The following is a 12800-nucleotide window of genomic DNA, read 5'->3' as shown; positions in this document are numbered from 1 at the left end:
CGGCGGGGGCCCGGTCACGCGGTGGCCGGGTCCTCGTCGGCGTGCGCCACGTGGGTCAGGGACCGCCACAGCAGCGCGACGAGCACCGCCGAGCCCGCGAAGGCGAACCAGAACGGCGCGCTCACCCCGAGGTGCTGGGCCAGGACGCCGCCGACCCCGCTGCCGATGGCGAGCCCGCCGAACGTCCCGACGGTGTTCACCGCGCCGACCCGCCCCTGCAGCTCGTGCGGCACGGCGCGCTGGCGGACGGTGATCGACGTGGTGCCCCACACGAAGGCGTGGGCGCCGAACACCACGAAGACCGGCAGCGCGACCCACGGGTTCGTCGTCAGCGCCAGGGCGAGGTGGGTCAGGGTCTCCACGACGAGGCCGACCCGCATGAGGTCGCCGAGCGAGACGCGCCGGGTGATCCAGCCGTACGCCAGCGTGCCCGCGACGCCGCCGACCGCCCCGGCCGTCGTCACGAGGCCGTAGCCGACGGGCCCCAGGCCCAGGCGCTGCGTCGCGTACAGGACGAGGACCGACCAGGCGGCGCCGAACGTGACGTTGAAGGTGAAGATCGTCACGACGAGGGTGCGGACCGCCGCGTGGTGGGCGCTCCAGCGGATCCCCTCGACGACGTCGTGCCACGGTCTCGACGGCGGTCGCGGGTCACGGGCGGGCAGCCGCAACCGGCTGACGAAGACGCCCGCCAGCGCGCACAGCCCGGCCTGCGCGGCGAACGGCGAGGCGGCGCCGAGGGTGAACAGCGCCGCCCCCAGCGGGGGGCCGGCGAGCTGGTTGACCGTCACGAACCCGGTCTGGACGCGGGCGTTCGCCACGGCCAGGTCGTCGCGCCCGACCAGCATCGGCAGCAGCGTGCTCGCGGTGTTGTCGGCGAACACCTCGCAGGTGGCGAGCAGGAACAGGGCCCCCAGGACGAGCGGGACCGTGGCGTGGCCGGTCGCGACGACCGCCGCCAGCGCGACCAGCAGCACCGCACGGGCCACGTCGACCGTCACGACGATCAGCCGCCGGTCGGCCCGGTCGGACAGCACCCCGGCGCTGAGGCCGAACAGCAGCGGCGGCAACCACGCCGCCAGCGCCGCCAGGGCGACGGGGAACGCGTCGCGGGTCAGTGACGCCACGAGCAGGGGACCGGCCGCCAGGGCCAGCCCGTCACCCAGGTTGCTCGCCCAGCTGGAGGCGATGAGCCAGCGGAACCCGGTGCCGAGCCGCCGGGGCAGGACGGTCTCCACGACCCGGGCGGCGGTGCTCACCCGGGCACGCTGCCACACCCCCGCCGTCCCCGGCCATGCCGTTTCCGCCCCGCCGCGATCGAGGAACCCTGTACCGCGATCAAGGAACCCTGTACCGCGATCAAGGAACGTCGTCCGCCGAGGAGGGGCGGGCGTCCTTGATCGCCGCGGAGGATTCCTTGATCGCCGTGGTCAGGAGGCGCGGCGGGCGGAGCGTCGGCCGGCGCGGGCCTTGAGGTAGTCGTCGACGACGTACTGCCCGAGCCGGTCGGGGCTGGGGGACAGCACGCGCCCACCGTTGCGGCGGGCCACGGCGTCGACGAACCGGCGCAGGCCGGGGTCCTCGCCCAGCATGAACAGGTTGATCGTCGCGCCGAACCGGGTGAGCAGGTCCACCTCGTGGACCGTGGCCCGGATCGTCTCGGGCGTCGGCGGCCACTGGAACACGGCCTGGGGCGTGCCGTACGAGTCGTCGAGGTGCGCCGTCGGTTCGCCGTCGGTGATGACGAGGACGACGGGTTCGGCGTCGGGGTGCCGGCGCACGTGCCGGCGGGCGATGCTCAGGGCGTGCTGCAGGTTGGTGCCCTGCACGAAGTCGGGTTCGACCTCGGCCAGTTCCCCGACGGTCATGGGCGCCGCGTGCAGGCCGAACCCGATGATCTGCAGCTCGTCGTAGGGGAACTTCGTCGCGATGAGGTGCGAGAGGGCGAGCGCCGTCTCCTTCATGGGGCCCCAGCGCCCCTCGGCGGCCATCGAGAACGACAGGTCGACGCACAGCGCCACGGCGGCACCGGCCCGGCGTTCGGTCTCGACGACCTCGAAGTCCTCCCAGGACAGCTTCACCGCCCCGCCGGAGGCGGTGCCGCGCTTGAGGGCGTTGGAGACGGTGCGCACGACGTCGAGGGGTTGCTCGTCGCCGAACTGCCAGCGCCGGGTGGCGCCCGTGGGTTCGCCGCCCGACCCGGCGTCGGTGTTCTCGTGGTCGCCGCGGCCACCGGTGTCCAGCCGGCCGAGGACCTCCTGCAGCGCGGTCTGCCCCAGGCGTCGCAACGCCTTGGGGGAGAGCGTGAGTCCTTCGGAGTTCCGCGTCAGCCAGCCCTGCCGCTGCAGTTCGCGCTCGAGTTCGCGCAGGCGCCGCAGGTCGTCGGCGGCGCCGCGGCCGAGCTGGCGTTCCAGCGCCTCGACGTCGACGTCGTCGAGGGTCGCGCCGGGGTGCTCCTGGCCGAGGGAGTCGAGCAGGTCGTCGAGCTCGGAGATGTCCTGCAGGGCGTCGGCGGCCTCGCCGTACCCCAGCGGCTCGTCCCCGCGGCCGCGGACGCGCTCACCCCGGGAGAAGTCGAGGTCGGGCCGCAGGGCGCGCAGGTTGTCGTTGAGCTGGGCCATCTGCGCCTGCAGGTCGACGTCGGAACCCATCGCCTGCTGCATGAGCGAGGACAGTTCCTCGCGCTGCTGCGCGGACAGGGACCGCATCAGCCGGGAGGCCGCGGCGGCGCGGCGGGCGAGGGCGTCGACGAGGTCGTCGAGGGTCTCCACCCCCTCCTCGCCGAGGGTGTCCCCGTGCTTGTCCATGAACTCGGCGAAGTCCTCGGGGGTGTCCTCGCCGCGGGCCTTCTTGGCCAGCAGGTCGTTGAGGTCGCTCATCATGTCCTTGAGCGCCTGCATCGTCTCGGGGCTGCCGTTCTGCAGGGCGTCCTTCATGCCCTTGAACTGCTGGCCCACGACGTCCTCGCGCAGCGCGTCGAGGATCTGCTGGTACTGCTGCCGCGCCTGCTCCGAGGTCCAGGGGTAGTCCTCGAGGTCGCGCACGGCCTGCGCGGTGGAGCGGGGCAGGGCGTCGAGGCGGGCCTCGGCGAAGCGGGCGTCGTCGCCGTCGCGGCCGGCGAGCTCCTCGCGCTCGGCGGCCAGCGCCTGGTCGAGCTGGGCGCGGGCCTTGGTCAGGGCGCCGTCGAGGTCGCCGCGGCGGGCGGCCTCGCGGCGCATCCGGGCCGCGCGGGCCCGCAGGTCGTCCAGGCCGGAGCGGCCGTCCGGGCCGTTGCGCAGGAGGTTGCGCAGGGCCTCGCGCAGCGAGCCGCCGCCCAGGACCTCCCGGCCGACCTCGTCGAGGGCGGCGCGGACGTCGTAGGGCGGGGCCAGCGGGTCGGGTCCGCCCGCCCACTCGCCGTACCGGTACCGACCGCCCCGTCGCCTGCTCCACGCGTCACGTGCCACGACGGCGACGCTACGTCGGCTCCCGCGGGCACGCCACGGGGTTGCCCCGTCGATCCGTCGCCCCCGCGGGAAAGGTCATGACAGTTTGTCTGGACAAAGGTGGGTCGAGGAGTGGCATGATGCTCCCCGATCGCACCGTGGCGGGGTTCGTCCCGCCGCCGACGTCCGAGGAGGGCCTCCGTGACCACCACCACCGCCAGCACCACCGCCGACGCCGGTGCGGCCGAGCTGCCGCACGTGACGCACTGGATCGCCGGTGCCGCCACGGCCGGTTCCGGTGACCGCACGGCGGACGTGTACGACCCCGCGACGGGCAAGCGCACCAAGACCCTGGGCCTGGCCTCCGGCGAGGACGTCGAGGCCGCGGTCGCCGCCGCCAAGGCCGCCTTCCCCGCCTGGCGCGACACCTCCCTGGCCCGGCGCACCACGATCCTGTTCAAGTTCCGCGAGCTGCTCAACGCCCGCAAGCCCGAGCTGGCCGAGATCATCACCGCCGAGCACGGCAAGGTCCTGTCCGACGCCCTGGGCGAGGTCTCGCGCGGTCAGGAGATCGTCGAGCTGGCCTGCGGCATCAACCACCTCGTCAAGGGCGCGTTCACCGAGAACGCCTCCACCAAGGTCGACGTCTTCTCCATCCGCCAGCCGCTGGGCGTCGTCTCGATCATCTCCCCGTTCAACTTCCCCGCGATGGTCCCGATGTGGTTCTTCCCCATCGCCATCGCCGCGGGCAACACCGTCGTCCTCAAGCCCAGCGAGAAGGACCCCTCGGCGGCGAACTTCATCGCCCAGCTGTGGAAGGACGCGGGCCTGCCCGACGGGGTGTTCAACGTCCTGCACGGGGACAAGGTCGCCGTCGACGGGCTGCTGACCCACCCCGACGTGGCCGCGGTCTCCTTCGTCGGCTCCACCCCGATCGCGCAGTACGTGTACGAGACCGGCACGAAGCACGGCAAGCGCGTGCAGGCCCTGGGCGGGGCGAAGAACCACATGCTGGTCCTGCCCGACGCCGACCTGGACCTGGCCGCCGACGCCGCCGTCAACGGCGGGTTCGGCTCGGCCGGGGAACGCTGCATGGCGGTCTCGGCCCTGGTCGCGGTCGACTCCGTCGCCGACGAGCTCATCGCCAAGATCAAGGAGCGGGTGGCGACCCTGCGCACCGGCGACGGCCGCCGCGGCTGCGACATGGGCCCGCTGGTCACCGGCCCGCACCGCGACAAGGTCACCGGCTACGTCGACGCGGGTGTGGCCGAAGGCGCCGAGCTCGTCATCGACGGCCGCGAGGTCGTCCCGGACGGTGACGCCGACGGGTTCTGGCTCGGCCCGACCCTGTTCGACAAGGTCGGTACGGACATGTCCATCTACACGGACGAGATCTTCGGGCCGGTCCTGTCCGTGGTCCGCGTCTCGGGCTACGACGAGGGCCTGGAGCTCATCAACGCCAACCGCTACGGCAACGGCGTGGCGATCTTCACCAACGACGGCGGCGCGGCGCGCAAGTTCCGCAACGAGGTCCAGGTCGGCATGATCGGCATCAACGTGCCCGTCCCGGTGCCGGTGGGGTACTTCTCCTTCGGCGGCTGGAAGCAGTCGCTGTTCGGCGACAGCCACGCCCACGGCACCGAGGGCGTGCACTTCTTCACCCGCGGCAAGGTCGTCACCGAGCGCTGGCTGGACCCCTCCCACGGGGGCCTGAACCTGGGCTTCCCCCAGAACGACTGACCCGCACCCGGCCGCTCCCCGTCACTGCAGGTGGTGACCGGGAGCGGCCGGGGGAGTGCTCAGGCCGGCTGCAGCGCGGCGGGCGCCTTCTCGCGCACGAGAGCGTAGAGCACGACCGAGACGGCCATGACGGCGGCGGCGACGAACACGGCCAGGACCCAGTCACCCGTCGCGTCGCGCAGCAGCCCGCCGACCACCGGGCTGGCGACGGCGCCGATCTCGGCCACGAGGTTGAAGATCCCGAACACCGAGCCGCGGTCGGCCGCGTCCACCAGGTCGCCCGTGATGCTGTGCACGATCGGCTGCAGGGCGTTGAAGAACAGGCCGGCGGTGAACAGCACGCCCCCCATCATCCACAGCGACGGGTGCCCGGAGGCGATGGTGAGGCCGAAGGCGGCCGCCAGCAGCGCGTGCGCCGCGGCACAGGCGATGGCCAGGGGTTTGCGGCCCCGCCCGCGGCGGACCTGCCGGTCCGCGAGCCAGCCGCCGACGGGCATGCCGACGATCCCCGCGCCCGCGTTGAACGCCGCGGTCAGCGACGCCGTGAGCAGCGAGCTGCCGGACACCTCCCGGACGATCTCGACGGACCAGAAGCTGAAGAACCACAGGTTCCACATCACCGCGATGAACGCCGTGTAGACGAGCCACGCGTCGCGGCTCAGCAGGGCCCGCCCGGGCGTGCCGCGGACGTTCTCGCGCGAGACCTGCCGCACCACCCAGGCGATCATCAGCGCCGCCAGCACCCCGGAGCCGACGGCGGTCAGCCAGGACGGCCAGCCGAACTCCTCGGAGAGCAGGAACAGCACGACGATCGCGGCGAAGACGGGGGCGGAGTGCAGCGCGAGCCGGCCCGCCGGGCGGCCCAGGCGCAGCGGTCGGCCGCTCTCGCGGGTGAAGAAGCGCCGGCTGAGCAGGCCCACGACGAGGGTCGCCGCGCCGCAGACGTACAGCGGCATCGCCCAGGCGTGGCCGCCGAGCCCCACCGCGGTCCCGAGGTCGATGAGCCAGGGCGTGGCAACCAGCCCGATGGTCAGCCCCACGGTGAGCCCGCTGGCGACGACGCCGAGGCCCAGCGTGCGCCGGTGCGGCGGGGTGGTGGCGATGACCAGGGTCCGGTCGTTGGAGTAGAAGACCCCCTCGCCGAGACCGGTCAGCACCCGGGCCGCGACGAAGGCGACGAGCCCGGTCACCACGCCGGACAGCACGGTGGTCAGACCGGCCCAGACCAGGCTGACGACGAGCATGTCGCGGTGCCCGAAGCGGTCGCCGAGGCGCCCGCCGGCGTACTGGGTGAGCATGTAGCCGGTGAAGAACATCGACCCGACGAGCCCGCCGATGGTGGCCGGGTTCGCGGCGTCCCCGATGAACCCGGCCCGCTCGGAGATCATCCAGGAGACGATCGGGCCCGTGACGGTGCGGTCGGCGTAGCTGACGACCCAGCCGAGGAAGAGGAAGACCCACACGCGGGTGTGGAGCGGGCCGCCCCCCGACCGGGACAGCCGCAGGGAGGCCGACGTGCCTCCGGTGACCTGGCTCATGCGTCCTCCTCGACGACGGCCGCACCGCGCGACGTCGCGCGGAGCATGCGGGTGCACAGCGACGGAAAGCGCTTGCCTCATGAAACTAGGACGCCACCGGTCACAGGTCAAGGAGCCGCCCCGCGGCTCCGTCGCGACGGGCCGTGCGCCCTCCCGCCCGGTCCTGGCGGGAGGACAGGGCTTCCCCACGCGGGACACGGGGTGCGCACCGACACTGGAGCGGTGCGCACCCTCCTCCGCCCCGGGTGGCTGTCGGCCCGCGGCACCGACCTGGCGGTCCTCTACGTCCTGACCGTCCTGGTCGTCTTCGTCGGCGTCCACCGCGGGACGCCCCGCGAGCAGTACGAGTACGTCCAGGGAGCCAGCACGAACGTCGACAACCTGCGGCACTCCCCGTTCCGGGTGCTCGTCGCGTCCTCGGTCGTCATCCCGCACGCTACGGGGCTCGTGATCCTGCTCCCGCTCGTCGTGGCCCTCGTCGCCGTCCAGCGCTGGCTGGGGCGGCTGGCGACGATCGTCGTGTTCGGCGTCGGCCACGTCGGGGCGACGCTGTTCGTCGCGGTCGTCATCGCCGCCGGCCTCACCCACGGCCGGCTCGACCCGGGCGTGGCCCACGCCCCGGACGTCGGCGTCAGCTACGGGATGGCGTGCCTGTTCGGGCTGCTGGCGGCCCGCGTCCCGCGCCGCCCGCGGTTCCCCTACTGCGTGCTGCCGGTGGCGGGACTGGTGGCCGTCCTGCTGATCGCCCCCGACTTCACCGCCGTCGGGCACCTCGTGGCCTTCGTCGTGGGCCTGGGACTGGCCCAGGTCGCGCACCGGGCCGCGACCTCCGCCGTGGCCGCAGCCGCGGCCGGGGGAGGACGGGACGCCTCCGCCCGGCCGGTGCCGGCCCGCGCTCAGCTGCCGTAGACCGTGCGGCCGTCGTCGAGGACGAGCTTGTCCAGGCGCCGGGTCAGGTGCAGGGACTCCAGGACGAACTCCACGCCCGACGCGGCCCGCCCGGGCGTGGCGTCGGCCAGCCCGAGCCGGTCCAGGACCTGCGCGAGCCCGGCGACGGTCCCCACCTGCTCCAGCAGCCGTTCGGCCGGGACCAGGTCGCCGGTCTCGATGGTCCGGCCGCCGGTGACGAGCTCGGAGAACCCGGACAGCTCCGCCCCGCCCAGCAGGGACCGGTAGGTCTCGGCGATCGCGGTGCGCAGCAGGTGCTCCAGGACCTCGATCTCACGGCCCTCCTCGCCCTGCTCGAACTCGACCTTGCCGCCCAGGACGCTGACGACGGTGTGCAGGTCGCCCACGCGCGCCACCGGCGCGGTGACCTCCCCCGACAGCGCGTGCCGGCGCAGGGCCGCCGCCGAGACGGTCTCGGCCGCCGCGATGGAGAAGCGCGCCGAGACGCCCGAGGCGGGGTCGACGGCCGGGGACTCGCGCACGCCCCGGGTGAACCGCGCGATGACCTCCAGCAGGTGCTCGGGCACCTCGGCGACCGTGGCGGCCTCCTGTCGGACGAGGTCGACCTCCAGGGACAGCTCCAGCGGGTAGTGGGTGCGGACCTCGGCGCCGAACCGGTCCTTGAGCGGGGTGATGATCCGCCCGCGGTTGGTGTAGTCCTCGGGGTTGGCGCTGGCCACCAGCAGCAGGTCCAGCGGCAGCCGCAGCTGGTACCCGCGGACCTGGATGTCGCGCTCCTCCAGCACGTTCAGCAGGGAGACCTGGATGCGCTCGGCGAGGTCGGGCAGCTCGTTGATCGCGAAGACGCCGCGGTTGGTGCGGGGCACGAGGCCGAAGTGGATGGTCTCGGGGTCGCCCAGGGCACGGCCCTCGGCGACCTTGACGGGGTCGACGTCGCCGATGAGGTCGCCGACGGACGTGTCCGGCGTGGCGAGCTTCTCGCCGTAGCGCAGCGAGCGGTGCAACCAGGCCACGGGCAGGTCCTCGCCCTCCTCGCGCACGCGGCGGCGGGAGGCGGGGGTCAGCGGCGCGTAGGGGTGCTCGTTGAGCTCTGAGCCCTCGATGACGGGGGTCCACTCGTCGAGCAGGCCGACCAGGGAGCGCAGCAGGCGGGTCTTGCCCTGGCCGCGCTCACCGAGCAGGACGACGTCGTGCCCGGCGAGCAGGGCCCGTTCGAGTTCGGGGGCCACGGTGTCCTCGTAGCCGACGACGCCGGGGAAGCGGTCCTGGCCGGCCTTCATGCGGGCGACGAGGTTGGCGCGCAGCTCGTCCTTGACGGACACGTGCTCGTGGCCGGAGGCGCGCAGCGCGCCGAGGGTGCGGGGCAGGTCGGCGGGGGGTTCGAGGGGCAGCGTGGAGGTGTCGCTGGTGCTCACACGGGTGAACCTACGTCCGCTCCGCCGAGTTGGCGACGGGGTCCGGGGCGGGCCCGCGGCCCGGCCGCGGGGGCGCCCCGTGCCCGCGGTGTGGTGGAACCGTGCTCGTCCCGGCCCCCGCAGGCCCCCTGACCTGCACGGGGGCAGGATGATCCCCATGTCCGAACGCCCCCCGGGACCCGACGCGGTCCACCGTCCGTACGTCAGCCCGGCCCTGCGGACGGCCGCCGACTGGTCGTGGCGGTTCGTGATCGTCGTCGCCGGTGTCGTGCTGCTGGCCTACGGCCTCAGCTTCGTCAGCGAGATCTTCATCCCGGTGCTCATCGCCATGCTCATCACGGCGCTGCTGTCCCCGGTGGTGAACCTGCTCAACCTGCGGCTGCACGTGCCGCGGGCCGTCTCGGTGCTCGTGACGCTGCTCGTGGCCGCGGGCATCGTGGCCGGCCTGGTGACGATCGTGGGCTCGCAGGCCTCCAGCCAGTGGTCCAAGCTCGCCGACTCGGCCACCCAGGGGGTCACCGAGGTGGAGCGCTGGCTGTCCACCGGCCCGCTGCACCTGACCTCGACGGCGATCTCCGACTACGTGTCGCAGATCGAGACGGCCATCTCGGACAACAAGAACACCCTCATCGCCGGGGCCACGGGGGTCGTGTCCACGGCCGGGCACGTCGTCGCCGGGTTCTTCATCTGCCTGTTCACGTCGTTCTTCTTCCTGCTGGAGGGGCGCCGGATCTGGTCCTGGCTGCTGCACCTGCTGCCCGTCCCGGCCCGCGACCCGCTCGACGACGCCTCCCGGCAGTCGTGGGTGACGCTGACGCACTACATGCGGGCCACGATCATCGTGGCCTTCGTCGACGGCCTCGGCGTGGCGATCGGCGCGGCGGTCCTGAAGGTGCCCCTGGCGACGTCGCTGGGGCTGCTGGTCTTCCTCGGCGCCTTCATCCCGATCGTCGGTGCGCTGCTGTCGGGGACGGTGGCCGTGCTCGTCGCCCTCGTCGCCCACGACTTCGTGACCGCCCTGATCATGCTGGGCGTGGTGATCCTCGTGCAGCAGGTCGAGTCGCACCTGCTGCAGCCGTTCCTCATGGGGCGCGCGGTGGCGGTCCACCCGCTGGCCGTCATCCTGGCCGTCGCGGGCGGGGCGACCGTCTTCGGCATCGTCGGGGCCCTGTTCGCGGTGCCGCTGGTGGCGGTGCTCAAGACCGGGGTCGGGGCGCTGGCCCGTGGTGGCCGCCCCAGCGAGGAGGTCCGCCAGATCGAGGACTCCGACGCCCCGCTGGCCCCGGACACCCCCGCGCCCAACGACGCCACCGAGCACGAGCGGCCCGTCGCCGGTGACGGGGAGCTGCGGCGCTAGCCGGCAGGTACGTGGTGGCGCGGCGCTCGGGGACCGGGCGCCGCGCCACCGCGCGCCCGGAGCGGGCGCTCAGCCGGTGTACGGCTCGGAGCTGACGACCTTGACGGGGAAGACCTTGCCGTTGGGGGCCGTGTACTGGACCTCGTCACCGGGCTTGTGGCCCAGGATGGCCGAACCGAGCGGGGACTTCTCGGAGTAGACGTCGAGACCGGCGGCGTCGCCCATCTCCCGGCTGCCGAGCAGGAACCTCATCTCGTCGCCCGCCAGTTCCACGGTCACGACGTGCCCGAGGGAGACCTCGCCCGCGGCGGACACCGGGGCGTCGCCGACCTGGGCGGTCTCCAGCAGGTGGCGCAGCTGCCGGATGCGCAGCTCCTGCTTGCCCTGCTCCTCCTTGGCCGCGTGGTAGCCGGCGTTCTCCTTGAGGTCGCCCTCCTCGCGCGCCTGCTCGATGCGCTTGGCCAGTTCCGTGCGGCCTTCACCGGCGAGGTGCTCGTACTCGGCCTTGAGGCGGTCGTAGGCGTCCTGCGTCAGCCACGTGGTGCTGCCGGTGGTCGTCTCGCTCACGGTCTGCTCCCTGTCACGTACCTCCCGGGAGGCCTCCTGCCCCCCGGCGCAAAAAACCGAGTCGCCCGGCCCCGCGACCGCGGGAGCGAGCGACTCGAAAGGACAAGCCTAGCCCCGAAAGGCTCAGGAGGACACCGCCGAACAGGACTCGACCCCGACGGTGACGGCCCTCGACGTGGTCCTGACCTGCACCGTCTCCTCCACGTCCCTCTCGGGCGAGGCGGGCACGTCCACCTGCAGCAGGCCGACCTCGGAGGAGGAGTCGTCCAGCGCGTGCACCTGGCAGCGCACGGCCGTCCCGGGGTCGCGGGTCACGCTGAACCGGATCTGCGCCGTCCGGTCGTCGAGGACCTCGTGGCTGATCTCGGTGTACGAGGGCCCCTGGGACTGCGCGACCGCCAGCCACACGCCGTACGCCAGGACGAGCGCGGCCCCCACGACCGCGGCGGCGAGCCGCGCCGGGCGCCGGTACCACGGCGGCCCGCTGCGCGGCGGGCGACGGCCGTACCGGGCGGCGAGGACGTCGGGGTCCAGGGGCCGGTCGGCGGGTCGAGGGACGTCCCGGGGGGCCTGGGGGCTGCTCACGAGGTCGGGGCTCCTGCTGCGGGGGCGGGCGGGTCGAGGGCGGTGCTCGGTGGGCGCCGCGGATCGGCGAGGATGGACCCCGATGGTCGCACCCCCGCCGCGGGGGTGACGACGGCAGACCTGTGTGAGAGGAGCCACGGTGGCGGAGACGTTGCGGCTGATGGCCGTGCACGCCCACCCGGACGACGAGTCCAGCAAGGGTGCGGCGTCGATGGCCAGGTACGTGGCCGAGGGCGTCGAGGTGCTCGTCGTGTCGTGCACGGGCGGGGAGCGCGGGGACGTGCTCAACCCCCGGCTGAAGGAGAACGCGTCGCTGCTGCGCGACATGGGGGAGTACCGCCGGCACGAGATGGCCGAGGCCGCCCGCATCCTCGGGGTGCAGCACCGCTGGCTGGGCTACGTCGACTCCGGGCTGCCCGAGGGGAATCCGCTGCCGCCGCTGCCGGCGGGCTGCTTCGCGCTGACGCCCGAGCAGTTCACCGTCGACGCTCTCGTGCACGTCGTGCGCGAGTTCCGCCCGCACGTCATGACGACGTACGACGAGTCCGGCGGCTACCCGCACCCGGACCACATCATGACCCACACGGTGTCCCTGGCGGCCTTCCACGCCGCCGCCGACCCCGAGCGGTTCCCCAAGGCCGGCGAGGCCTGGCGGACGTCGAAGCTCTACTACCACGCCAGCTTCTCGCGCGACCGGATGCGCACCTTCCACGAGGCGCTCATCGCCCAGGGCAAGGAGTCGCCCTTCGCGGAGTGGATGAAGCGCATCGCGGAGGAGGAGCCCGGCAAGCGCACCGAGCTGGAGATCACCACGCGCGTGGAGTGCGGGGAGTTCTTCGAGACGCGCGACCGGGCGCTGCTCGCGCACGCCACGCAGATCGACCCCGACGGCTGGTTCTTCGGCGTCCCCCTGGACCTGCAGCGCGAGCTGTGGCCGACCGAGGACTTCCACCTCGCCATCAGCCACGTGCCCACGACGACGCCCGAGACCGACCTGTTCGCGGGGCTGCGGCCGTGATCACGTCGTTCCTGCTGGCCACGGTGACTCCCTCGGCGACCGCGACCCCGAAGGTCGACGCCGACCTCGTCACCCCGGGGCTGAAGGGCTTCCTGATCCTCTTCGTGCTCGCGGTGGCCGTGTACTTCCTGGGGCGCAGCATGGCCCGCCGCATCCGGCGGGTGAACCTCGAGGCGCGCGCCGAGGCCGAGGCGAAGGCCGAGGCCGAGGCCGAGGCTCGGGAGCGCAGCGGCCCTCAGGGCTGAG

The 12800-nt window shown here is 73.4% G+C and carries 11 protein-coding genes; 5 read left to right on the top strand and 6 right to left on the bottom strand.

What is annotated here, in order from left to right:
• Positions 1-14: 14 nt before the first annotated feature.
• Together CLV37_RS11695 and CLV37_RS11690 are read right to left on the bottom strand one after the other, a co-directional pair.
• Positions 15-1259 carry an MFS transporter gene (locus CLV37_RS11695; protein ID WP_106210442.1) on the bottom strand — a complete coding sequence of 415 codons (1245 nt, stop codon included), beginning with the start codon at positions 1257-1259 and terminating at the stop codon, positions 15-17.
• A 171-nt stretch (positions 1260-1430) separates the two neighbouring features.
• On the bottom strand, positions 1431-3446 hold the full coding sequence (locus CLV37_RS11690) for a vWA domain-containing protein (RefSeq protein ID WP_106210440.1): 2016 nt from the start codon (positions 3444-3446) through the stop codon (positions 1431-1433).
• 237 nt (positions 3447-3683) lie between these two features.
• On the opposite strand from CLV37_RS11690, the gene CLV37_RS11685 reads away from it, so the two are divergent.
• Complete coding sequence (locus CLV37_RS11685; protein ID WP_425433618.1) at positions 3684-5165, top strand: CoA-acylating methylmalonate-semialdehyde dehydrogenase; 1482 nt, start codon at positions 3684-3686, stop codon at positions 5163-5165.
• 59 nt (positions 5166-5224) lie between these two features.
• Here the strand turns inward: CLV37_RS11685 and CLV37_RS11680 are convergent, their stop codons facing one another.
• Positions 5225-6703, bottom strand: a complete 1479-nt coding sequence (locus tag CLV37_RS11680) for an MFS transporter (RefSeq protein ID WP_106210438.1) — start codon at positions 6701-6703, stop codon at positions 5225-5227.
• A gap of 222 nt (positions 6704-6925) precedes the next feature.
• Here CLV37_RS11680 and CLV37_RS11675 point away from each other — a divergent pair, with 222 nt between their 5' ends.
• Entirely contained in the window at positions 6926-7612 is a 687-nt protein-coding gene (locus CLV37_RS11675) for a rhomboid-like protein (protein ID WP_146149375.1), read from the top strand.
• On the opposite strand, the gene CLV37_RS11670 is transcribed toward CLV37_RS11675, so the two are convergent.
• A complete protein-coding gene (locus CLV37_RS11670; RefSeq protein WP_106210434.1) occupies positions 7600-9027 on the bottom strand; it encodes a sigma 54-interacting transcriptional regulator in 1428 nt (475 codons plus the stop codon). The genes CLV37_RS11675 and CLV37_RS11670 overlap by 13 nt on opposite strands.
• A 157-nt stretch (positions 9028-9184) precedes the next feature.
• Between CLV37_RS11670 and CLV37_RS11665 the strand changes: the two genes are divergently transcribed.
• Positions 9185-10384, top strand: a complete 1200-nt coding sequence (locus CLV37_RS11665; protein WP_106210432.1) for an AI-2E family transporter — start codon at positions 9185-9187, stop codon at positions 10382-10384.
• Positions 10385-10453: 69 nt separating this feature from the next.
• On the opposite strand, the gene greA is transcribed toward CLV37_RS11665, so the two are convergent.
• A complete protein-coding gene (gene greA / locus CLV37_RS11660; protein ID WP_106210430.1) occupies positions 10454-10951 on the bottom strand; it encodes a transcription elongation factor GreA in 498 nt (165 codons plus the stop codon).
• Positions 10952-11074: 123 nt separating this feature from the next.
• A complete protein-coding gene (locus CLV37_RS27570; protein WP_170127207.1) occupies positions 11075-11536 on the bottom strand; it encodes a DUF4307 domain-containing protein in 462 nt (153 codons plus the stop codon).
• Between the two features lie 139 nt (positions 11537-11675).
• On the opposite strand from CLV37_RS27570, the gene mca reads away from it, so the two are divergent.
• A complete protein-coding gene (mca, locus tag CLV37_RS11650; RefSeq protein WP_106210428.1) occupies positions 11676-12554 on the top strand; it encodes a mycothiol conjugate amidase Mca in 879 nt (292 codons plus the stop codon).
• Positions 12551-12799 (top strand): hypothetical protein, encoded by a 249-nt coding sequence (locus CLV37_RS11645; RefSeq protein ID WP_106210426.1) that lies wholly within the window; start codon positions 12551-12553, stop codon positions 12797-12799. Before mca ends, CLV37_RS11645 begins: the two co-directional genes overlap by 4 nt.
• The last annotated feature ends 1 nt before the right edge of the window (position 12800 follow it).

The organism is Kineococcus rhizosphaerae, assembly GCF_003002055.1.
GTDB classification, from domain to species: domain Bacteria; phylum Actinomycetota; class Actinomycetes; order Actinomycetales; family Kineococcaceae; genus Kineococcus; species Kineococcus rhizosphaerae.
Note: the sequence above shows the minus strand (reverse complement) of the source record. Positions and strands in the feature narration are given on the sequence as shown.

Coding starts and splice junctions, on each gene's coding strand:
- CLV37_RS11680 (WP_106210438.1), bottom strand. CDS start 6,703: ATGAGCCAGGTCACCGGAGGCACGTCGGCCTCCCTGCGGCTGTCCCGG.
- CLV37_RS11665 (WP_106210432.1), top strand. CDS start 9,185: ATGTCCGAACGCCCCCCGGGACCCGACGCGGTCCACCGTCCGTACGTC.